The 22,195-nt window shown below is 38.1% G+C and carries 23 protein-coding genes; 6 read left to right on the plus strand and 17 right to left on the minus strand.

Translation table 11 applies throughout. From position 1 onward, the window contains the following. Positions 1 to 472 precede the first annotated feature (472 nt). The 6 genes from crtW to AC2JBO_RS05925 all read right to left on the minus strand — a co-directional run bounded on the left by crtW (position 473) and on the right by AC2JBO_RS05925 (position 6,379). The gene (gene crtW / locus AC2JBO_RS05900; RefSeq protein ID WP_496952703.1) at positions 473 to 1,246 is read right to left on the minus strand and encodes a beta-carotene ketolase CrtW; all 774 of its coding nucleotides are present in this window, start codon (positions 1,244 to 1,246) and stop codon (positions 473 to 475) included. Positions 1,247 to 1,639: 393 nt separating this feature from the next. Further along, on the minus strand, positions 1,640 to 2,806 hold the full coding sequence (locus AC2JBO_RS05905; protein ID WP_496952704.1) for a DNA-processing protein DprA: 1,167 nt from the start codon (positions 2,804 to 2,806) through the stop codon (positions 1,640 to 1,642). A gap of 176 nt (positions 2,807 to 2,982) precedes the next feature. Continuing rightward, positions 2,983 to 5,079 (minus strand): RecQ family ATP-dependent DNA helicase, encoded by a 2,097-nt coding sequence (locus AC2JBO_RS05910; RefSeq protein ID WP_496952705.1) that lies wholly within the window; start codon positions 5,077 to 5,079, stop codon positions 2,983 to 2,985. Between the two features lie 465 nt (positions 5,080 to 5,544). Then, positions 5,545 to 5,886, minus strand: coding sequence for a DUF5615 family PIN-like protein (locus AC2JBO_RS05915; RefSeq protein WP_496952706.1), 342 nt, complete (start codon positions 5,884 to 5,886; stop codon positions 5,545 to 5,547). 11 nt (positions 5,887 to 5,897) lie between these two features. Further along, positions 5,898 to 6,236 (minus strand): DUF433 domain-containing protein, encoded by a 339-nt coding sequence (locus AC2JBO_RS05920; protein ID WP_496952707.1) that lies wholly within the window; start codon positions 6,234 to 6,236, stop codon positions 5,898 to 5,900. Next, positions 6,233 to 6,379 (minus strand): type II toxin-antitoxin system PemK/MazF family toxin, encoded by a 147-nt coding sequence (locus AC2JBO_RS05925; protein ID WP_496952760.1) that lies wholly within the window; start codon positions 6,377 to 6,379, stop codon positions 6,233 to 6,235. The genes AC2JBO_RS05920 and AC2JBO_RS05925 overlap by 4 nt, the downstream gene beginning before the upstream one ends. On the opposite strand from AC2JBO_RS05925, the gene AC2JBO_RS05930 reads away from it, so the two are divergent. Beyond that, positions 6,374 to 6,502 (plus strand): tetratricopeptide repeat protein, encoded by a 129-nt coding sequence (locus tag AC2JBO_RS05930; RefSeq protein ID WP_496952761.1) that lies wholly within the window; start codon positions 6,374 to 6,376, stop codon positions 6,500 to 6,502. The genes AC2JBO_RS05925 and AC2JBO_RS05930 overlap by 6 nt on opposite strands. Before the next feature lie 138 nt (positions 6,503 to 6,640). Here AC2JBO_RS05930 and AC2JBO_RS05935 read toward each other — a convergent pair whose 3' ends face one another. Both AC2JBO_RS05935 and AC2JBO_RS05940 read right to left on the minus strand, forming a co-directional pair. Beyond that, on the minus strand, positions 6,641 to 7,324 hold the full coding sequence (locus tag AC2JBO_RS05935; RefSeq protein ID WP_496952708.1) for a helix-turn-helix domain-containing protein: 684 nt from the start codon (positions 7,322 to 7,324) through the stop codon (positions 6,641 to 6,643). Beyond that, on the minus strand, positions 7,314 to 7,700 hold the full coding sequence (locus AC2JBO_RS05940) for a type II toxin-antitoxin system RelE/ParE family toxin (RefSeq protein WP_496952709.1): 387 nt from the start codon (positions 7,698 to 7,700) through the stop codon (positions 7,314 to 7,316). Before AC2JBO_RS05940 ends, AC2JBO_RS05935 begins: the two co-directional genes overlap by 11 nt. A 474-nt stretch (positions 7,701 to 8,174) precedes the next feature. Here AC2JBO_RS05940 and AC2JBO_RS05945 point away from each other — a divergent pair, with 474 nt between their 5' ends. Then, on the plus strand, positions 8,175 to 8,369 hold the full coding sequence (locus AC2JBO_RS05945) for a hypothetical protein (RefSeq protein ID WP_496952710.1): 195 nt from the start codon (positions 8,175 to 8,177) through the stop codon (positions 8,367 to 8,369). Between the two features lie 35 nt (positions 8,370 to 8,404). Here AC2JBO_RS05945 and AC2JBO_RS05950 read toward each other — a convergent pair whose 3' ends face one another. The 3 genes from AC2JBO_RS05950 to AC2JBO_RS05960 all read right to left on the minus strand — a co-directional run bounded on the left by AC2JBO_RS05950 (position 8,405) and on the right by AC2JBO_RS05960 (position 10,021). Further along, positions 8,405 to 8,713, minus strand: coding sequence for a type II toxin-antitoxin system PemK/MazF family toxin (locus AC2JBO_RS05950; protein ID WP_496952711.1), 309 nt, complete (start codon positions 8,711 to 8,713; stop codon positions 8,405 to 8,407). Further along, positions 8,700 to 8,939, minus strand: coding sequence for a glycosyl hydrolase family 31 (locus AC2JBO_RS05955; protein ID WP_496952712.1), 240 nt, complete (start codon positions 8,937 to 8,939; stop codon positions 8,700 to 8,702). The genes AC2JBO_RS05950 and AC2JBO_RS05955 overlap by 14 nt, the downstream gene beginning before the upstream one ends. A gap of 167 nt (positions 8,940 to 9,106) precedes the next feature. Next, positions 9,107 to 10,021 (minus strand): M48 family metallopeptidase, encoded by a 915-nt coding sequence (locus AC2JBO_RS05960; RefSeq protein ID WP_496952762.1) that lies wholly within the window; start codon positions 10,019 to 10,021, stop codon positions 9,107 to 9,109. Between the two features lie 94 nt (positions 10,022 to 10,115). Between AC2JBO_RS05960 and AC2JBO_RS05965 the strand changes: the two genes are divergently transcribed. After that, entirely contained in the window at positions 10,116 to 11,465 is a 1,350-nt protein-coding gene (locus AC2JBO_RS05965) for a serine/threonine protein kinase (protein WP_496952713.1), read from the plus strand. Between the two features lie 26 nt (positions 11,466 to 11,491). Further along, positions 11,492 to 12,823 (plus strand): serine/threonine protein kinase, encoded by a 1,332-nt coding sequence (locus AC2JBO_RS05970; RefSeq protein ID WP_496952714.1) that lies wholly within the window; start codon positions 11,492 to 11,494, stop codon positions 12,821 to 12,823. 92 nt (positions 12,824 to 12,915) lie between these two features. Here AC2JBO_RS05970 and AC2JBO_RS05975 read toward each other — a convergent pair whose 3' ends face one another. From AC2JBO_RS05975 to AC2JBO_RS05995, 5 genes are all read right to left on the minus strand, one after another. Beyond that, positions 12,916 to 14,205 carry a Glu/Leu/Phe/Val family dehydrogenase gene (locus tag AC2JBO_RS05975; protein ID WP_496952715.1) on the minus strand — a complete coding sequence of 430 codons (1,290 nt, stop codon included), beginning with the start codon at positions 14,203 to 14,205 and terminating at the stop codon, positions 12,916 to 12,918. 248 nt (positions 14,206 to 14,453) lie between these two features. After that, positions 14,454 to 15,449, minus strand: a complete 996-nt coding sequence (locus tag AC2JBO_RS05980; protein ID WP_496952716.1) for an alpha/beta hydrolase family protein — start codon at positions 15,447 to 15,449, stop codon at positions 14,454 to 14,456. 394 nt (positions 15,450 to 15,843) lie between these two features. Further along, on the minus strand, positions 15,844 to 16,746 hold the full coding sequence (locus AC2JBO_RS05985; protein ID WP_496952717.1) for a flagellar assembly protein H: 903 nt from the start codon (positions 16,744 to 16,746) through the stop codon (positions 15,844 to 15,846). Between the two features lie 600 nt (positions 16,747 to 17,346). Then, positions 17,347 to 18,840, minus strand: coding sequence for a carotenoid oxygenase family protein (locus AC2JBO_RS05990; RefSeq protein ID WP_496952718.1), 1,494 nt, complete (start codon positions 18,838 to 18,840; stop codon positions 17,347 to 17,349). Positions 18,841 to 18,879: 39 nt separating this feature from the next. Then, positions 18,880 to 20,304, minus strand: coding sequence for a folate/biopterin family MFS transporter (locus AC2JBO_RS05995; protein ID WP_496952719.1), 1,425 nt, complete (start codon positions 20,302 to 20,304; stop codon positions 18,880 to 18,882). A gap of 550 nt (positions 20,305 to 20,854) precedes the next feature. On the opposite strand from AC2JBO_RS05995, the gene AC2JBO_RS06000 reads away from it, so the two are divergent. Both AC2JBO_RS06000 and AC2JBO_RS06005 read left to right on the plus strand, forming a co-directional pair. After that, on the plus strand, positions 20,855 to 21,343 hold the full coding sequence (locus AC2JBO_RS06000) for a nuclease/transposase family protein (RefSeq protein WP_496952720.1): 489 nt from the start codon (positions 20,855 to 20,857) through the stop codon (positions 21,341 to 21,343). A gap of 15 nt (positions 21,344 to 21,358) precedes the next feature. Next, entirely contained in the window at positions 21,359 to 21,502 is a 144-nt protein-coding gene (locus AC2JBO_RS06005; RefSeq protein WP_496952721.1) for a hypothetical protein, read from the plus strand. Positions 21,503 to 21,631: 129 nt separating this feature from the next. Here AC2JBO_RS06005 and grxC read toward each other — a convergent pair whose 3' ends face one another. Further along, positions 21,632 to 21,949, minus strand: a complete 318-nt coding sequence (gene grxC / locus AC2JBO_RS06010; protein WP_496952722.1) for a glutaredoxin 3 — start codon at positions 21,947 to 21,949, stop codon at positions 21,632 to 21,634. Positions 21,950 to 22,195: the final 246 nt, after the last annotated feature.

Here is a 22,195-nt window from a genome sequence, read left to right on the forward strand (position 1 = left end):
GAACTGCGAATTGCGAATTGGAGGTGACGTAGTAGGTTTTAGCTTAACTTGACGCTAATGGCATCCTTGCCCGTTCCTATCTTTGTTAAGGGGGGCGGGTTTAGATGTATTGTAATGAATGTGAAGGTTATAATATAACCCGCCCTACGGTAATTCTTTCATTTCTGTTTGCATAATATAAATAGATATTAAGAGTCAAGTATTCAAATACAGTCAGTGTGTTCTTGACTTCCGGAAGTTATAACTGGGTTTTTGTGGGGCAACAAGAAGTAGAAAAGGGTTGTGCGTAAATTAATACTGCCACAACCCAGATTGGATAAAACCTCACAACGTACTATGCTGATGCTCAAAGAAAACTCAGAAAACAAAGTTAATTCGTATATTGCATCTTAAAAAAGCTACACTACTGTCAGTATATTTTCCTGATATTGTAGTTATAATTTTTGTTGGGTTCTTTTAGACTCCACCCAACCTACGCGACTTTTGCGTGTCGATATTGATATACTTTGGGCAGGCGCCACCAAGGGTAGTGGGGATATTCGTGATGTTCTTCATGGTAGCCGAAGTGATAGCAGGTAATGAAGGATAACCACACTGGGCGCCTGATGGTATGTGAACGATGTGGTTGTTTGTAACCGTTTACAGGTTCGCGGTGTGGTTCATAAGTGCCGAAGTAAAATAACTGTAGTGAACTCAGGATGGGAGGAATAACCCAAAAATATCTCATGTTATCTTCAGGAATGCCCAGTATACGAGTAATCAGGTTGTAAATAATCATTAATGTAATTATCTGGCGCCAACTCCAGTAACGTTTCATGAAATACGAGTACCAAGCAAAAAAGTTTTTACCCTTACCATTATGAAAGTCTGGGTCTAACTCACTTGCTGGATGTTGATGGTGTTGCCAATGTTTTTTAAGCAGTTTTTTATACGATAAGCATCCGTAAAGTGTTAAACAGATTGAACCAATGAAATGATTAATTTTAACGTTGCTAGTTAAAACTGACCCATGCATGGCATCATGTGCCGTAATAAATAAACCTGTATAAATAAAGGTTTGCCACAAAATCGCAGCGACAACAGTAAAAGGGTTTAATGTGTTTATATCTGTAGATAGTAAATAAACTAAGCTCACTGCCCAAACAATTATTATAGTTATAGGAATTAACAACGACTTATATGTTAGTGTTCCTGTGTCTGGAAGAGGTTCGATTTGGAAATTTAAATACTTTGTAGTTTTTAGCACGTGAATACCTAGTTTCGCTGATGATAATTAATCAAATTTAGCCATAGCCATGACACAGTAAAATAATCACTGATTTGAAAATGAAAGCAGTGATTACAATAACGTTGGATAATTTAATTTTGTAAAGCTTATAATAATTACTTATTTATAAACTCGTATGGTTTATGAGTTTTTTATAAATTGCTATTAAGCATCGTTTACATGCACAGTTGTTTTGCTAAGACAATCGATGCACTTATCACTTAATAAATATTAACACATATTTGGATTGTTGTTAAGAATTGTAACTTTGGGCATATGACCGGAATAAAAGGTACGGGAAACCGTACCTTGAATAATCGCGCATACCAGATTCCCGACAAATGAACGCGAAGTCGGGAATCTTATGGACTGCTATAGTAATGAAAGTTGAGTTGCTGATTGATTTACCACATAGGTGACAGGCGCCTTACTTTTACTGACTTGACCTTCTTTCTCGGCTCGATTCAGCCAATCTTCCATTTGTGGTAATCTTACATTCAAGGATTCAGCAAGGGTTTTTACGTCTTTGGGTTGTTGTAAATGTCGAAGGATAACAGGTAGTACTACTTCGTATATATCTTCTACGTTAGATGATTCTTTAGTAATAGATAAATTTGTTTGTAAAAGTTCGTGTAAAGAGTTCCAAGGTTCTGGTGGAAAAGGTTTGGCGCCTTTTTTATATAATTCTTGATTACCTTCTGGTGCAGTATTATCTAACCTGACAAAAACGGGAATATCTTTGAATTTTGATAACACTTCTGTTGCACCTGCCCAAGTACCACCTTTACCGACTGTGGAGTTTACTACAAGCGCATAGTCTGAAAAAGCGTAAATATATTTGTTTCGTCCCATTGCGTTGCCAGTATTAAAACCAGCTTCAGGGTCGTAGCTCGAAACTAATATAAGTCTACCGTCTTTGATATCTGGACGGTACTTACTATTTACTGCTGCTTTGACCAAACTATCTGCGAGTACACCAATAGCTGTTCCACCTGCGTTTAATGCACCTAACATGGCAGCTTGGTCTACTCCACGGGCGCCACCTGAAATAACTTGTATACTTTGAGCAGAGCAGGTTTGTGCGATTTTTTGTGTATAGTTCAATCCTTCTTCATCGATATCGCGAGAACCAACTATTGCTAGTCCCCCCATTGATAGTAGTTCGACATTGCCAACTCCATAAAGAATAGCAGGCGCCGATTGTTTGAGTTGCATTTTGAGACGTTTGGGATAATTTGCGTCACTACGTCCAAGTATCCAAAGTCCTTGATTTGTCCATTTTTCAACGGCTAAACTTAACATGGCGCCTCGCTGTAGTAATGTTAACAGCCTGTTAATATCAAGTTTGCCGTTGTAATTTTCTGCTCTCGAAGGTGCCAGTAGGTCTGCGGGACGCATTTGGTTTTGTCGTAACCATTCTGTTAAAGAGTTATATTCGCTTAGAGTAAGGGGTTGCGGTTGGGAAAGACGGTTTTGTCCAAAACTCGCGCATAGAAGTAATATTGCTTGTGTGTCTGTTGGTAATACATGGTTAAGCATATAGCGATTTATAATTTTAAATGAAGGTTATGAAACGAACCGCAAAGGCGCAAAGGGCGCAAAGGAAGAAAAGATAAGGTGCGAATTAAGTATTCTTTCTTTTCCTCTCTTTCTTAGCGTTCTTAGCGGTTCGTTATTAAATAATAAATTTTTATGAATCGTTTATAACTCTCAACTTACTCTTGACTCAATACATTTAACGCTAACGCTACAGGAAAAACTGCTTTACAACCCGCGCGACGTAAAAGTGCCCCTATAACGGTGAAAGTCCAGCGAGAGTCAACCATATCATCGACCAAGAAAACAGAACCATTTATACCATCCCAATTATCTACAGTAAAGGCGCCGTCTAAATTACGAGCTTGTTGAAAACTGTTGCTCATTTCTTTTTGTAACTGAGTGGGACGAATTTTTTGTACAACTGGCATAAATGGTAAATTTAAGCGTGCTGCTAAACGTTGAGCAAAATTTGGCACGAGTTGAGTATGATTTAATGAGGGAACACATGTTACCCAAGTTGGTAATGGTTGAAACGAAGAGCGTTTAATCATGTCTACAACCCCATCTACCAGTGCATCATCAAAATAATGATCTTTATATTTACCATGCTTGACTAACTCACCCCAGCCAGCATCACCCCATAAAGACAGCGCTTTTCCTGTTTCAACTTTTAAATCATCTTTAATTTTTCCAGAAAATCCGTAAATTGCAAACGCTTGCGAAACCCACATTTTACGGGGTTCAATGATTTGGTCGCTACGTCGTAAATATTGAATAGCTTGATTTACGAGTTCTATCGAACAGGTTTGCGGTAATAACGGTTTACTCAAGCATACAGCGCATTTGCCGCAATTAGTTGGATTTGGTTCGTCTAATTCAGTTGCGAGAAAAGCCATTAAGCATTGTTTGCTTTGCATATAGTCCCGCATTCTAGCCTGTTCTTGGCGCCGAATTTGGGTTAATTGTTCGATACGCGCGGTATCTGGTTGATAATTTACAGAGGTAAGATACCATTTTGAGTCTTGCTTAACGACTGGCGCCGGGGAATTAAGAGATAATAGCTTTAAAACTTTATCTATTTGCCCGCGCGAAATATTTAGTTCTTGTTCTAATTGTGGTACAGAAAGACCATTTGCAGCTTGTTCGAGAGACTCTAAGACACTTTGGGTGTGAGCTTCGGGAGGAAAAGCTGTATTAATAAAATAGTTACTAATATCATCGTCCTCATTACCGCTCAAAAGAATACCATAGGCTTTTTCGACTGCTCTACCCGCGCGTCCTACCTGCTGATAATAGTGTACAACCGAACCAGGACGCTGATAATGAATTACAAATCCTAAATCTGGTTTATCAAAACCCATACCTAAAGCTGTCGTTGCGACTAATGCTTTAATCTCGTTTTGCAGAAGTTGTTCTTCTAATTCCTCACGAAGCGCGCTTTCTAATTCACTATGATAAGCCTTTGCGTTGATACCTTGAGATATTAACCACCCTGCAACTCGTTCGGCATCCCTAACAGTTAACGTGTATATAATACCACTTCCTGGTAACTTCGGTACTTGCTCTACTAACCAAGCCATTCTTTCTGCTGGACTAGGGAGATGAATATTTTGCAGATGCAAACTTTCTCTTGTTAAAGTGCCTGTTAATACTTGTAAATTAGAACCTATTTGAGCAGTTATATCATTAACAACTCGATTATTGGCTGTCGCAGTTGTAGCTAAAACAGGTATATTTTGAGGAAGTGCCTGTAAAATTCTGACAATGCGCCGATAATCAGGTCGAAAGTCATGTCCCCAATCTGAGATACAATGAGCTTCATCAACTACAAATAAACCGATACGTTGGGATATTGGTAAAAGGATTTGCTCTCTAAATTCATCGTTAGCCAGTCTTTCAGGAGAAATTAATAAAATATCTACTTGACCAGCTAGCAGTTGTTTTTTTACAGCTTCCCAATCATCTTTATTACTAGAATTAATTGTAGCGCCTTTTACACCAATACGTTGTGCTGCGGCTATTTGGTTTCGCATCAAAGCAAGTAGTGGTGATATTAGAAGAGTACATCCGGCGCCGTTATCTCGCAGTAAACCAGTAGCGATAAAATAAACTATGCTTTTTCCCCAACCTGTGCGCTGAACTACGAGTAAACGCGCTCTTGTGTTAACTAGCTTGTCAATAGCTTCCCATTGTCCCGCGCGAAAGTTTGCGGTAGAGTCATTAAGGGCTTGACGTAGAAGTAATAATGCTTGTTTGTTAAGATTTGTTGCCATATATGTATGGTTAACACCCGGTTATTTCTCTGTTCTATCACTGGGTGTGAATGGCACCGTTAAAGTTGATATTAAGTGTTGATGAATAGTCTGTAGGGTGCGTGACGCTATGAAAAAATCACACTCAAAGCAACAAGCCAAGTAGCGTCACGCACCAACTCGCGTTTGTGGCAAAATCATAATGGTTATTGGCGCCACAAAGTATAGAATTGAAGTAATTAGCAACATTCATAACCCGATGAGTTGCCAAAGCATAATTAATATTAATTGGTATCCTATCTTATACCTAGCAGCAAGATTTTTGTAGTTAATAATACTCAGTAAATGTAAATTATTCGCTGCGTACTTACCCGCATAGGGTTGAAAACCCGTATGCTAATAGCAAAAGTCCTCTTAAAGAGGACTAAGAAAATTTAGTTATTTTTGTTACTTTATATTATCTATTGTCTAGTTTTTACTTAGTATCTATAGTGAGGGGCGATTAATCCTTATTAATCTACCTTTCAAATTTTCTTCAACACGCACAGTTTCATGAATAAGCCTTGCCTGACCCTCAAAGGAGGACCATTCTGTGCAAATAACAATACCAGCATGTTCAGGATTATTACGATGCAATTTAATGAAGTCTCGACGATTACGTGTTAAAACTGTACGCTCTACTGATATGGCGTAAGCTAAAACATTTTCATCGGGAATTTTCTGATTTGCATTTCCTGCATCCTTAGCAGTCAAAACGTTGTAACCAAAAGCACGTAGAAACTCAACTACCGGAAACGGGAAGTTTTCATCTGTATAAAAGCTTATCAAATTATAATTTCCTAATTTTCTAGCATTACTTCATCATTCTCTTTTATGGCTTGTTCAATCTCACTCGGATGAGCATCTGCATAAGCCCAAGCATTTACTAGGTCAGCAGCACTTAAATCAGGAAAAGCTTTTAATATCTCAGCATCGCTCATACCTAAATTGCGGTCATTTACTAACGACCAAACAGGAATACGAGTATTAAGTATACAAGCATCACCACCACATACACCAGGTGTTTTTTCAATTCCCTGCCATACATTGGTTAAACTTTGAACTAATATCTGTATCGCTTGAGCTTTTTCTGCCGTTGTTAATGCTAATAGTTGTTTTTCCAGTTCTTTAAAAGTCATAATAATTGGTATCCTAAAGTTAACAAAACAACACTTTCTAAGTTTATTAGAGTTTGAGGATTGAGTTCGCCTAATTTTGTATGTATTCTGCTCTCATCCAAAACTCTTAATTGATAACATAGAACAACTGAATCTCTATCAATTTAAATCAGCCTAAAGCTGAAGAACCCTATTATCATCGTGCAAATGCTTATGCTGCACTTGGTAATTATCAAGCTGCTGTGGCAGATTATACCGAGGTAATTAAAAAAAATACTGTTTCATGATTAAAATCTTCCGTATAAGCGGATAAAGGCTGTGATGCTTCTGATAGTTCTATTTTTTTCATTCTAACTTTACCTCTTGATCTGCAATGAATACAGCCAGGTATGTATTCTATTAATTATTACAAATAAATTAGGCATTTACTTATAAACATTTAATAAGCCTTGTAAATCTTCTATACAATTTAGCTGATTGGCAAGAGCAATAGCTCGCTCCCATATCTTTTCATGAAACTCATTTTGCAAGAATTTTTTTGCAATTATAAATGCACTCTTAAACTCTTCGCTTGCTTCAAGTTCCTTTATAGTGTCCAGAGTTACCTCTCCCCACGAACAACTGCATCCTTTTATGATCTGTGTCTGTGAATGCTGGTTCTGTCTTTCTGTTGAGATGCCATGTGGAAGTTTTTCTGAATCATCTGTTGGATAGCTAGCTTCCGTATCTTCCCATATTGGCTCAAGCGCTGTATATGCTTCTTCTAATGTCATAGCCAGTTTGGCAGCTACAACTTTAAGTTTTTGGTTATCTATAATAATAGTAACTTCAAAATCAGCTCCCAGCGCTTCTAAATATTTCAGTACTGATTCAAAAGTGTGGTCATTATTTGCACTTTCAAGCTTAGAAACCCAACTTTGCCCTATACCAAGCTTTTCTGCTAGCTGTTTTTGGGTTAATCCTTTTAGCTGTCGAACTTCTCGCATTGCTTGAGTCAAGGCAATACGAAATATTTCTTGCCTTTCCACAAGATGTGTGGAAGGTGTATCTGGAATTATGGAATTAAGGAAAAAGAGCGCATCACTGCCCAAATGTGGATTATGTGTCACTACTGTTCTCCTTCTCTACTACTGCATCTCTCCTTTTTGCTGCGATGGCAATCTCCTCTCGTGGTATTTTACGACTTTTCTTTTTAAAGCCGTGCAATATAACCAGACGTTTTCCAACCAAGGCACACAGAAAAAAACGGGGGTTGTTAGGGGTGTTGTCTAAGCGTAGTTCATAGAGGTTATCCTCTGTTTCAATTTTCTTTATTATGTCTGATCGTTCAATCAGCAAAGACAATCCCTTCATAGTTAGCAAGTATACACGTACCTTAAACTGCTTTAGCTCCCCTGATGTTAAAGAAGAGTTTACTAGGAACTCCTGAGCAGGCAAAGTTCCATCTTCTTCTTGGTAGAAGATAATTTTCCATTGTTCATCCACTCCTCTTCCTCCCAGTATAACATTACATAAATGGAATATCAGCTCCAAATTTATTAAGACTTTGGAATATGGAGCTATTGGATAACAATTAATTCAGATTGATCTGGCACTGAACTTAAGGCAGTAAGTCAATGCGTTAGTGCTTAAGTACTAACAAAATTACAGATTGTAAGTAAAAATTCAGGTGCCACAGATAATCCTGAACATACGTTTCTGTAAATATCAGCAATTAAAGCCTGTTCATGAATTGAGTTCAAAATTTGATCTTGGCACTAAAGTTTTTAGGGGTAACGCATATGCAGTGTATAAGGACCACATACAGTAATTATTTCTGGAACTAGTTATGCTCCAGGCTCACCTGCATATCATATTCGTAAAAAGCCTGATATATTACTAGAACCAGCTAAAAATAATCACGCTGCTGGAGACGCGGGGATTGCTCAAAGTGAATTTTTTTATAGTCCCCAGAAAAGGATGGATGGAGAACATATTGCCGTATCAGGACTGCTGCCTCGTGCCAGAGCCAACGCAGTTGAGGAGATGGTTAAAGCGATTTATAATAAATCTGGACATGCAACAAGCTTTTTAGAAAATTTGTTCGAGACGTTAGAAGATAAAGGAAAGCATGACAAGAATACCGTTCTGAAGGTAATAATAGCTGTAAGATAAGCCCAGCAAGGTTTTTAAGCTTATTTTTCCCTAAATTAGCACGCTAAGTACGCAAGAGCCGCTGAAATCGCACCAATTGACCCAGCTACAAAGTTCCGGTAGACAACTGTTAGAAAATTTAATCGAATAACAGATTCGCAAACTAACCCACTGGCTTGGAAATCATCATCACCATGTGAAATTATTTCATCAAAATTAGAGGTATATTGTTTTAATTTTGTGCTAATACCACATACTAAAAAATCCTTAAATTTTGGCATTTGTCTTAAAATAAGTACAGGACGATTTCTGATTTCTCCGTTCGCTTGTGGAATAGATGCTAAAATAATATTACCTTCTTTCATAGTCAGGATTATGCTCTTTAATCAACTCTAAACTATATTCTGGTTCATCTTCACCATAGCATTCATTTAAATTTTGAAGTGACCAATTGCCCCAACTTTCTCTTTCTTCAATATCGCTTTCCAAAGATATAGGTATAACAAAAAGTTTTGTTCCTTCAGGAATAGATACAGGTTCAAGTAATTCTATTTTCCCGTCTTTCACAATTGCTAAATGTTTCGATGTCATAATAATATCTCCTTGTTTTTCTATATTCTATCAGTTTTATATTAGTATTTGTAAGATATAAATAGAAAATTGTATAAAATTTTTCATAAACTATACACGTGTAGAGACGCGATTAATCGCGTCTCTACTAGAACGAATTCTACGAATAATTTAAGACTGCGATAAAATTAATTACTTTCATCCCAATCTGTCATAAAGTCCCATTCATCATCTTCATTTACCAATACTTCTACTTGTGGTGTAGCAACAGGCTCTTTTCCTTGAAGCAAACTTTCATAGGCGCCTGAGTCAATCCATTTTAATAGTTCAGATGCTCGCATCACAGCCCAAGGAAAAGTATATTCCATAAAGCTAAAAGTTTTGGCGAATTTACTTAAATTATCGAGCTTGTCTAATTCAAAAGCGCGCGCTTGTGTTTCAAAATCATTGATTGTATCTTCATTTAAATAGTCAGATGGTAAACCACCCATTTTCATTAAAGTTTTAATAGCAGCATCTTTATCTTGACATGCTAATAAACCCGCACGGTCGGCGGTAAATTCTGACATTATCATCCAATTATATAATGCAATTTCTAAACCGTTTGCTGCTAGTCCTCCCATACCAAGCGTTGTGGCGCCTATTATATTTTTGATTACGGGCATTACTTTAGCCATTTGCTGATATGCTAAATATTTCCCTTTAATCAAAGCTACTTCGTGTCCAAATAGAAACATTAGCTCATCATAGTTAAGCCATTCCATCCCTTCTAAGTTAATTCCAACTACTGGCTTTTCTACTCCTATTGCATAAGCTTGAATATGTCCAGTTCCGCGAAATACGTAAAGTTCTGGAATTGGTGTAACATCCAAAATATTACAGGTTTCTATAAAAGCATTATAAAGATGAGGGAAATTACGAGGTGTAACTTTGAAGTCACCTCCCATTACTTGCATCTGTAGTAATTTATCAATGCCAAATTCGTTGACTTTTTTGAGCAATGTAGGTAAAACAGGAGTGCGTTCTAATGACACAAGCGCTCTACGGTCAGCTGGATGTTCGTAAACTTGTGTTTTTAAGCCTGGAAATTGTTTTCTTACCATAAGTTTAAAAGTCATTTCCGGATTCCGGATAAACTAAAATGAAGTTAAATAAATAAAAAATATTATAGGATATGTAGACCCTAACAGGAGTGCAATGCTGAAAGCACAAGAAATATTGCTAGAGCGGTATCAACTTCTTCGTGTGCTGGGTGAAGGTGCGAGTCGTCAAACTTGGCTAGCACAGGATTTGAGCAATAACGAGCAAGTTGTTGTTAAACTGCTCATAACTAGTGACCTGTTGCAGTGGGAGAATGTACGACTGTTTGAACGCGAAGCAAAGGTACTACGAGAATTAGACCATCCTCGCATTCCCCAATATTACGACTACTTTGTGCTTGAGCGCGATATTGTCTCTTTCGCTTTGGTTCAGGAATATATACCTGCTAAGTCTTTCAAGGAATTACTTGCTTCTGTTAAGACTTTTAGCGAGACTGAAGTTAGGGAAATAGCCGTTGCTATTCTAAAAATCCTCATTTATCTTCACACACTAAGTCCCCCTGTATTGCATCGCGACATCAAACCTAGCAATTTGTTGTTCGACCCTTCAAAAAGTAAGAACCCAGTATATTTAGTTGACTTCGGCGCCGTTCAAGATAAAGCTGCTTCATATGGCGCCACTTTTACTGTTGTAGGTACTTATGGATATGCTCCACTAGAACAGTTTGGTGGACGCGCGACACCTGCATCCGACTTGTACGCACTGGGAGCAACTCTAATACATTTAGCAACAGGTATTCCACCAGCAGATTTACCACAGTTTGATTCAAAGATGCAATTTGCCCATCTTACCAAACTTAACCCAGGATTTGTAAGGTGGTTGCAGCTTCTTACTGAACCTAATTTAGAAAACCGCTTTCAAACAGCAGAAGCAGCATTAGAAGCACTTCAAATAAATCAGTCGGCAATAACTACTGCGAACCCAAATGTTCCTTACACTCCTATATCGGTACGGAAATCATCAGATAAATTAACAATTCATGTTCCTAGCGTAGATGATAAGGCTATTGGATTAATACTTGGAGGAATGGGATTATCTATCTGGTTGTTGTTCTGGAAATATGCTACATCAAATATTTCTTTCAGTCTTAAATCTCTTCCTATTATATCTTGGGTTTTTATCTGGGTAATAATGGGTATTTTGTTAGCAACTTGGTGGATATTACCTAGCCAGATTGAAAGTTACATTCATTTTGATAACCAAAATTTTGAAATTCAGTGGAAGCTATTTGGTATTACTATTAAAACAAAGCGTGGTAGTGTTTCAGATATTAATAAAGTATATAGTTCTAAAATTAGTAGTAAAAATGAAAATGATAAACAGGTGTACGAAGTTCTTTTATCTTTAGGAGTAAATGAGTATTATATTGGTAGGCTTAGACACGGTTTAAGTCAAGAGGAAAGTCGTTACCTAGCTTCAGAAATTAGAGATTGGTTACTCATTTAGTAAAGGTTGTGTATATTGGGGGTAAAATGCTAGAATCAGGACAAGTAATTGATAATCGTTACAGATTACAAAAAAAACTAGGACACGATACTAGTCGTCAAACTTGGTTAGCAGCCTTATTAGATTCTCCAGAACAAGTTGTACTCAAACTTTTAGCTCTCAGTCCACAAATGCAGTGGGATGAGCATAAATTATTTGAACGGGAAGCTGCTGTTTTAAAAAATTTGGAACATCCTCGTATTCCCAAATATAAAGATTATTTCATTGTTGAAAATTTACCTGGTTCTAGGTTTACTTGGTTTGTGCTAGTACAAAGTTATATCCCTGGCGCCTCTTTACAAGAACTAATCGATCAAGGCAAGCATTTTTCAGAGTCAGAAGTAGAAAAAATTGCAATTGAAATATTAAGTATCTTAGTTTATCTACACGAACTAAAGCCACCTGTTTTACATAGAGATATAAAACCTAGTAATTTAATTTTAGGAGAAGATGACCGAGTATACCTAGTTGACTTCGGTGCCGTACAAGATAAAGCTGTTGCAGAAGGTGTAACTTTTACAGTAGTGGGGACTTATGGTTATGTACCAATGGAGCAATTTGCCGGACGCGCGGAACCTGCATCAGATTTATATGCACTAGGCGCCACATTAATTCATTTACTCACAGGAACGGCGCCTGCTAATTTGCCTTCACGAAACTCGCGGATAGAATTTGCTAATCTTGTCAGCGTTAATTTGGGATTAATTAATTGGGTGGGAAAACTTACCGAACCAAATATTAATGATAGAATTACTACTGCAAAAGAAGCGATTGCTGCATTCAAAAATAAACAAACTCTTAGCCCTCCTATTACCACTAACAAACCAACAGGTAGTGAAATTAAAATTAAAAAGTCAGCTAGTCAGCTTGAAATTGAACTTCCCAAACGTGGAGCTAAATCATTAAGGTCATTCTATTTAATAGGCTTATGTATGCCTTTTGTATGGCAGATTTTTCAATTTATAAATTTTATGATGAATGGTAAAAATAATTCATTATGGTTTTATATACTTATTATTCCATTATTTATACTAATAACAGTACCAGTAGTTATCTTACCAGTATTTGGCAATACAAATTTATACTTTGACAGAGAAAAATTTGAAATACAATGGAAATTATTTGGATTGTGCTACTTGCGAAAGCGTGGTAAGACAGCATTAATCGAAAAGCTTTATAAACAAGAGACAAAAGCAGCATTGGCACCTATGGGTATAACTATTGAATTAATCAAAGGTCGAAAATTTACCACTACTCCTTTATCTACAGTAGAACGCCACTGGCTAATAGATGAAATTGCAGATTGGTTAAAATTCTAAGAATTTATTAATAATCTTGTGGAATGAGCATCCTGCCCGTCCTATATTTATATTTAAGGTAGGACAGGCGAGACGCCTATCCTACGGGTTGTTTAAGGATATAAACCTCTATCGTTTAGCGCGCGTGCAACTCTACCAACACCCAAAGTATACGCTGCTAACCGTAAGGGAATCTGTCGCCTTTTAGCTTGTTGTGTAACTTGCTGATATGCTTGCACCATCAAATTTTCCATTTCCCGGTTAACTCGTTCTTCATCCCAAAATAAATAAGATAAACCCTGTACCCATTCCAAGTAACTAACAACAACTCCCCCAGCATTCGCTAAAATATCAGGTAGTACTGTAACACCGCGCGCTTCTAAGGATTTATTTGCTCCCAGTGTCACAGGACCATTTGCTGCTTCAGCGATAATCTTCGCTTGAACTTGGTTAACGTTATCTTCTGTAATTTGGTTTTCTAACGCTGCGGGTATCAGCACGTCGCATGGCAAAGTCAATAACTCAGCGTTGCTAACAGGTTTCGCTTGCGGATAACCTACTACACTTCTTTTATTCTCCTTGGCATAAGCTTTCACAGCAGGAATATCTAAACCTATTTCTGAATATATTCCTCCTGCACCTGTGGAAACTGCAACTACTTTGGCGCCTTCTAAATGTAACAACTCTGCTGCGGCGCCACCAACGTTACCAAAACCTTGAATTGCAACTTTGGCACCAGCTAAAGATTTACCCAAATCTTTTAAAGCTTCACGAACAACAATCATTACACCGCGTCCGGTTGCCATTTCTCTACCAAGAGAACCACCAATAGAAAGCGGTTTACCTGTAACAATACCAGGTACAGCATGACCAACGTTTACTGAGTATGTATCCATCATCCACGCCATTTCCCGTGCGGACGTTCCCATATCAGGAGCAGGTATATCCACACTGGGACCAATATCTTTAACTAACTCACTGATAAAACGCCGACTAATACGTTCGAGTTCATTAACACTAAACTTTTTCGGGTCTATGGCAATACCACCCTTGGCGCCACCATAAGGTATTCCTAGTAAAGCGCATTTCCAAGTCATTAACATCGCTAACGCCGAAACTTCCCGTAAAGTTACCGCTGGATGATAACGAATACCACCTTTATAAGGTCCTAAAATATCTGAATGCTGTACACGATGTCCTGCAAAAACTCTAATATCACCATTATCTAATTTGATGGGAATCGATACAGTTATAACTTTACGCGGATTGCTGAGTATTTCTAAAATACCTAGGTCAAGCTTTAACTCTTTTGCTGCCGCTTCAAGATAACTACAAGCTTGGTCAAACGGGCAGATGTGCGCCGGAGTGGGCGTTTCAACGGGCAACAGAGACGTTGATATCATATATTCCCCTAACCCTTTTATTGTGGCGAATGTCTATATATATCTTTCTATTATCGCGCTTTTTTTAACAAATATGGATTTTGTGTAAAATTCGTTACAGTTTTCAAATTTTGGATTTGATAAGCCGAGCCAGGAAACTATACAATCAAAAAACCAGAGATACATATATGAGCAAACACAGATAAAGATGATACAACATATCTGTGTTTTTTATTCATTTCTTTATATTTTATTTATTGTATATATAGTTATTTAACAAAAGGTTGCCAGTCACCAAGTTGTGTTGCTAAAAAATACCGTACATGCTCAACAAACGATGAACCCCATTTATTTATGCCATGTGCTAAACCAGGAACAACATAACAGGCGCCATCTGTAAACTGTTCAGCACATTTACGCGCATCTTTTACACTTACAATAGGGTCATCGGCGCCGACTAAAAATCTAACACGACGTATAGGTGCAACTCTATCTATATAATTCATTGGGTTACAAGCAAAACCATATTCATCTGGCTTTTTCAAATTGTTAGCCACTTGTAAGAGATTAACCAAAGGCAAAAACTCAGCTAAAGAATGATGCTTTTTTGTACGGTGAATAACAGTTTCCAATATTCTACCCATTCCAGAAGCAGCTAACTCAGGTAGCCACAGCCTACCCCAAGTTCTAGCAAATGCTTGAAGATTAGCATGACCAATAGCTCCCAACAACCGTTCTCCAATACCTTCTGTTGTAAAAGCATAGGCGCCGAACAGTACTCCCATACTCACCCCAAATAATCCCACTTTACTATTTGTTAAACCATATTGATTACCGCAAAAATCGCGTATCCTAGCAATATCCAAAGCAGTAGAACGAAATACCTGTAAAAGTAACTGAGTATCGAAGCAAACTCCACGCTCAATAAGCGGCATTATTTCATGATGCACCATACCATTAAAAACGCGCGCCAAACTACGCTCACCTGCAAACGGTGTATCAAATAAAGCTACCGCAATACCCATAGAAGTTAGTGTTGGAACAATAAAAGCATTCCATCCGTAAGGCGCCGACATTCCTTGTAAAGCAATAACTAACGGAGTTTCCTCACGTCTTTGATGCTCAGGTACAAACACCGCTACAGGAAACCCGCTTAATTTTTGATCAAACTCATCTATACCAGTAAAAGTAAAAGGTTCATCAAACCAATAACGATGACCATAGGCGCCGTCAAATGTAATTGCATCCGCCCCGTAAATTGCCATATATTATGTAATAAATTAGTTTATATTTGAAATGTACCTGTAGAGACGTTATATGTAACGTCTCAATTGATTTTATATTTCAGAAATGCCATAGCTTCTTCCCTAACGTATTTGCATTCGTCTGTTGCAAGTTTTTGTAATATCTGAATAGAAGTATTTTTATTTGCTGCAACAAGCTTTCGTATATATTCTAACCTAGAGTTACTGTACTACTAGGGAAAGATTTTAGGGAGTAGGCGCCGTGACTCTTACTCTGTAGCACTATTCTCTCTGTGCCCTCTGCATCTGGAGTGGTAAAAAATATATCACCAAAATTAATGACAGGAATTATTACCTATTCCCTGTCATAATAAAAGGCCGTTTACCACATGGTTTGAAATTTACATTGAATATATTATTCTTGTAGATAATTAAAACGAGCTAGCAACTCTTCACGAGACAAACTAGATAATTGCAGTATCAAACCAGTGTATTCTTGTTTTGGTAATGCTAGCACTGACGGAATAATAGCTGTTAATTGTTCATCAAGTTCACCAAAACGCGCTTCCAGTAGGTTTTCTAACGTGGTACGTTGTCCAATCTCGATCCCACGACGTTCTGTTGCTTCTTCCCATTTTTTATATTCTTCTGATACCAGCATAGCTAAATCCTCATCTTCTTTTTCGTATTCACCGATTGCGACTTTAGTAATATTCCAAACTGACAATAGCTGCTTTATCACATTAAAGCGCTCATCAGTTTCTGATAAAGCAAAGATTTCTCTTACTGCTTGTACTTGAACTCTTCCTTTACCAAATAGTCGGAACACAAGAGTATCTGTGGTTTCAGGCAACTTGTGGATGGCTACAAATATTATATAGTAACCTTCGGGGCTGAAATATATACTATTCAACCACCCTTTACGTGTGGCGCCTCCGTATCTTTTTAGAAAATTCTTTGAAGTTGTTGGTGTTAGAATCCATAATAATGGTAGCTCTTCATCAGGTATAGTGTCTTCGTCACGTTGGGCTTGCAGTACAAAATCAGATTGTATATACAATAGTTTTTGTTGACAGCTACGAATTTCCTTGGGTTTGGGTTGGTTACGGAATGGCTCTATTAAACAGGTTTTTGATGCAATGTGGCGCATTAAACCCATTGATTTTGGAATAGCACTAACATCTTGGGATGGTGTAAATAATACATCAATGAAGCGAGGCTCACCTGGTACTTCAAAATTTGTTCTGACTTCACCGTATGGTTTTAAGAAAGCTTGAAATACCTGTTTTGAGAATTGGTCGAAGGGATTTTTTGTCATTTGCTACCCTGGCTCGTTTGCTCTGCCTAGGGTAATTGTACTATTAGATAAAGGCACCTATGATTATATAGCTATAAAAATAAATATGAACATCTGATTTCATGGCAACTTTAAAAAGTGCTAATCAAATCTTTAAGTTGTATTAGGTAGGACTCAAACTACTACTAGTCAATCTCATAAAATTTGGGTTGTTGGGTAAACATTACAATTTTGTAGAGACGCGATTGAACCTTTATCTCTACTCATCAAAATTAATGACACGAACCACAAGTCTATATCAGAAGTTTCGGTGTGTTCTCTCTTCCTACCTCTTTCTTTGTGTTCTTTGTGTCTTTGTTGTTAAATTATCTTCTCTCCGTGTACTCTGTGTCTCTGTGGTAAAAAAAACTATATTACCGCACAGGCGAGACATTTATGCTACAACTCCCAAAAATTAATGACACAGACTACTACCTCTTCCCTGGCATAATAAAAGGCTATTTACTTAAGGCGCCAGCAGTAAAAATCTATACGAACATTTGATTTGATGACGAGTTGAAATAAATGCGGCAGCAAATCTTTATTTATATAGAGGCAGGCAGGGATGCCTGCTCCACAAGATTAAATAAAGACTGAGTTTACAAAGTTGCCATGTAAACCATATGGAACATGATGTTTGAGATGTAGTTTGGCTACGGCGCCTTTACTAAAGTCTTTCGCGTCTAAAATCACCACATCTGAACGGTGTTTTTCAGAGTCATATATTAACCCTAATACCCAACCATCATCTTCACTTGTTCCATTTGGACGAGGAACGAATACAGGTTCACCAGCAAAACCACGTGGCGCTGCACTCCAAAGTTGTTTTTCTCCTGTTTCTAGGTCAACTTTGACAAATGCTTGTAGTGGTGCGTTACCTGTTTGTCCATGTGCGGCGCCCATGTATACATATCTGTATGGGCGCCCTACTTTATCTGGATGCAAGCTTGGAAATTCGCAGCAACGAGGTTCGATGACTTCGCGGTTTACAGTTTGGGTTTTTAAGTTGAGGTGGAAACGCCATAATTGTCCAGGTTTGAGCGCGTCAAAGTCAACTTGACGAAAATCACTTTCAGGTTCTACTTCAGGTAATGATTCATAGCATATTGAGTCAACTATGATTTCATCACCTTGTTCAAATGCGTTTGAGTGGTGGAATACAAAACCCGATTCAATTTCTAGAGTTTGCATTTCTCGCTGTTTGGGGTCGCGAGAAATAATGATAGCGCGCGTTGGTTGATTTGGTTGAAATTTAATGCATTCTCCTGCACCCCGTATTCCTAATGCAAAGGGTATTGGGTTAAATGCAACGGGGTTTTGGAAGAATATACAGTAGTTTTCGGTAATGGCAAAATCGTGAATAAAACAGAAACCTGGTACGCTATGCGCGTGTTTTCTGATAATTTTGCCTGTGGTGTCTAATTCAAATACTGTAATTGTGGTGGAAAGTCCCGGTTTGATGGAGAAATTTACCATACATGGGGCGCCACCGTCCATTGCACAACTTGGGTCAAAGTGCGGATGTGCGGCAAATGCTTCACCTTCAGATAAAACACCGTTGAAGTATTCTCTTCCTAATGTTTCTAAAGTTGCTGCGTCAAGAAGGTGTGGTTCTGCTGCTTCCCAAAGTGCGAGTAATTTACCACCCCAGTAAATTACGTTTGTGTTGGCAATATTTTTAAACTTGAAATCAAATATATTTGCTAACCATCCACCAGGTTTTTGCGTACCAAAAACTCCGCGATAAAGAAGCTTATTTGCTTGTTGTTCTTTTAGATATCCTTCAGTACGGACATAACGGTTACTATAGTGCGCGCGTCCATCCTCAAAAGTGATTCTACTTATCATTCCATCACCATCGAAGGGGTGATGAATTCTTTGTCTGTTGACTTCAAATAAACCGGGGCCATTTTTAAATAATGTTCCCTGTAGTGAGTCGGGAATTTCTCCCTCTACATCATCTATCCAGTAATCATACTCTTGTGTGAGTGATTCATATCCCCCTTGCCAGTCGTCACGAAGGTAAGATGGTTCTGGTACTGTTGTCGCGTGTTCGTAAAGTTGAAAACCTTGCATGTTGAGATTTTTTGTTTAAAGATTTATTTGCCTACGAATTTATTCTTCACTTCCTGCTTGTAGTACTAATTCTGGTACATATTCAGGTATCAAAGATTCTTCCTCCTTAACAGCTTCTGAAATTTCTAAAGAAGCTATTTGGCTTTGCGGGTCTGCAGCAGGTAGCCAACTTAAAAAAGGTAGCGGTAATAAAGTACTTAAATTAGTTATAATTACTAACAAAGGTAAGTTATTAAAATTACTTTCTGTGATTCCCATTAAGTACATCAAACCGCCGCCTAATTCATTAGAAAGTATTCCTGCTAAATTAGAAACTGACATTAGCAATGCGAATAAACTAGCTTCTACACCAGGAGGACATAATCTTGCTGCAAGTACCAATAATGGCATGTAAGCAATTTCTCCCATGACGGAAAGAACTAAGCTATCTCCCAAACTAAACCAGTGGTCTTCAACACCTAACGCGCGGTTAGCATGGGTAACTAACAGCAGCATCGACATTCCCAATACTGTAGAAAGAACAATAGTCCAACCGAAAATTATGCGGAACGGAACGGTTTTTAAGTAGCGTTGGAAAATCCATACCCCTATTAACGAGGCTATACTTGTAACTAAACGCACTCTTCCTAAAAATTCAGGCTCAAAATGAAGCTCGTTGGTTGTAAAGAAGAAATATGCTGAATTAGCGCTAGGTGTGCATCGCCACAAAAATATAAAAGCTGTGGGAAGCCAGATTGCTTTTTGCGAAACTGCTTTCCAAAGTAGTACAAATTGATGCTTGGCATCAATCACTTCCTCCGTAGGCTGATTTTTGTCCTGATTAACGGGAGATTCTGCAATTAACCACGCTACAGCTGAGACTAAGAGAGGAAAAGAAGCGGCAATGCAAAAAATAGTGCGTGTGCTGTAATAGTGCAAAAGTATCCCGCTTAAGTAAGCGGTTACTAGCCCTCCAAATGCAGAAGTGCCCCAACATAACGATTGTAAAGACCCCGCAAACTCCTGAGATTCTTTGCGTGCCCGCTCAACTACCAGTGAGTCAGCAATTACATCGCTAACCGCAACTGAAAGCGAACCAAGTGTTATCGCGAGAGTAGCGCCTAACTGAGTGTGAACAATTGTTGCTAACCACACCCAAGATATTGCCCCAAGTATTCCAGAAAGTATTAGGTAGGGACGGCGCCTATAGCCAAAAATTGGCAAGCTATCAGAAACAAAGCCAAATAAAGGTTTAATTATCCAAGGTAGGGCGACAATCCCCAGAAGTACCGAAACCTGCGCCGGACTAAGCCGCAGTTCATCTTTGAGGAAGAAGCTGACGGCAAGACGCGCCAACCCCAAGATACCTTGGACAAAGTAGACAGTTAAAATCGCGATTAACTCAGCACTCGGTTCGTTGCCGAAGAAAATCTTTTGCTTAACTGAGTCTTTGACCTTGGACAAACCAGAGGAGGAAATCAGCATTGCTAATATTCATTAAGAAATGTGACTTTTCTATCATATCTACTTTTTCCATCTATCTGTGTAGAAGTATGAACAAGAAGAGCGAATGTTGAATTTATCTCTAGGAAGCTTACTGGTGTAGAAAAATTTAGTATTTTGATACAGTAAAATTAGCATCACACCAAGGACTGGAACTTTATCCCTTCTAAGCTTTAACTTTGTGGAATAGTGCAATTGTGGAATGGGCGTCCTCGCCATTGGTGTCAAGTTAAGGTTGGCGCCCATACGTCAACGATAGGTTTTGTAATGAACGAGGTATAAACATGAACTTTTTGCTTACTTTTATACTTAAGCAGCAAACGATGCAGATAAACAAAGTACTGATAGCATCTGAAAGAGTTCATTTTTTATTCGTTTCAAACACAAATTTTAAGCATAAATACTTATTGACGTAGTAAGTTTTAGCTTAACTTGACGCCAATGGCGTCCTTGCCCGTTCTAATATCGGGGTGTTTGCTCTCGGATATCCACCCTATTCCTAAAATACCGATGCCAAAATCAGCAGGAAGACATGCATCGTGAATTAAAGTCAAACCCGCATTATCAAGCGCTTTATTCTCAAGTGGCACAGCAGTGTTTGACTACTGTTGCTGAATCATTTAAGTCATTCAAAGGTTTGTTGCGGGAAGCACGTAAGGGTAATGTTAATCAAAAGCCTAGATTGCCTAACTACCGCAAGTCTGGTTTAGTTGTTGCGACTTATCCCAAAGCTGCAATCAAATTAATTGATGGGATGCTTAGATTTCCTCTGGGATACAAAGTAAAAGCATGGTTCAAAATAGACTCGTTTTATCTTCCAATGCCTACTAATTTGGAATTTAAAAGCATTAAAGAAGTGCGTATTCTGCCAAGAAATATGTGTTTCTATGCTGAGTATGTGTATGAACAACCGTCAGTGGTAATTGAGTTAAACAAATCAAATGTTTTAGGTATCGACCACGGCGTATCAAATTGGTTGACTTGCGTCTCTAACGTTGGAACTAGTTTCATTGTTGATTGAAAGCATATTAAATCCATGAATCAATGGTACAACAAGCAAGTTAGTAAGCTGAAAGAGGGAAAACCTCAAGGCTTTTGGAATGAGCGGTTAGCGCTAATCACTGAAAAGCGTAACCGTCAGATGAGAGATGCAACGAACAAAGCTGCTCGTAGTCGTTAATGAATCTCAGTCACTGAAGTGCTGAGAGATTCAACAAATCAATCTGTTGACTTGCCATTACCATCTTCTCCTCTAGATTTATCTTCTATTTTTCCTTAACTTGCTTCTTAGCTAGCATAGGCGGGACGCCTATGCTACAATTTTCTCGCTTAATAGCTGGTCGAGTTGACCTTGAGTATCCAGTTTATACATATCATCACATCCGCCGATATGTTGGTTGTTTACAAAAATTTGTGGAACACTCCGGCGCCCATTTGCTCGTTCTGCCATTAATGCGCGTTTTTCTTCTGAACCGTCTATTTTATACTCAATAAATTCCGCACCTTTCCACCACAGTAGCATTTTGGCACGAATGCAATATGGGCAGGTTTGCCAAGTGTATATTTCAATATTTGCTCTAATTTTTTCAGGATGGCGCCCAAGAAGTGAATTGATAAAATTTTGCATTGCTTTAATATAAACACTCAAGTGATGCTAAAACGCCTACCCTATATTATAAGTTAAAATATTTGTAAAGCTAAAAGCGGTGCGAAAAACAAGGAAACTTGAAAAAAACTTGTGCGTGTAACGTCAAAATAACTACAATTATAGATAATAGTGCAATTATCCTAAAGTTCATATGTTCTAAATTGAATTGGTAGTATCTGTAAATATTAATGAATCCCAACAAAGACTAGTTTGTGGATACCGCCC

It is taken from the genome of Calothrix sp. CBUCES-K 9914, from assembly GCF_059640475.1.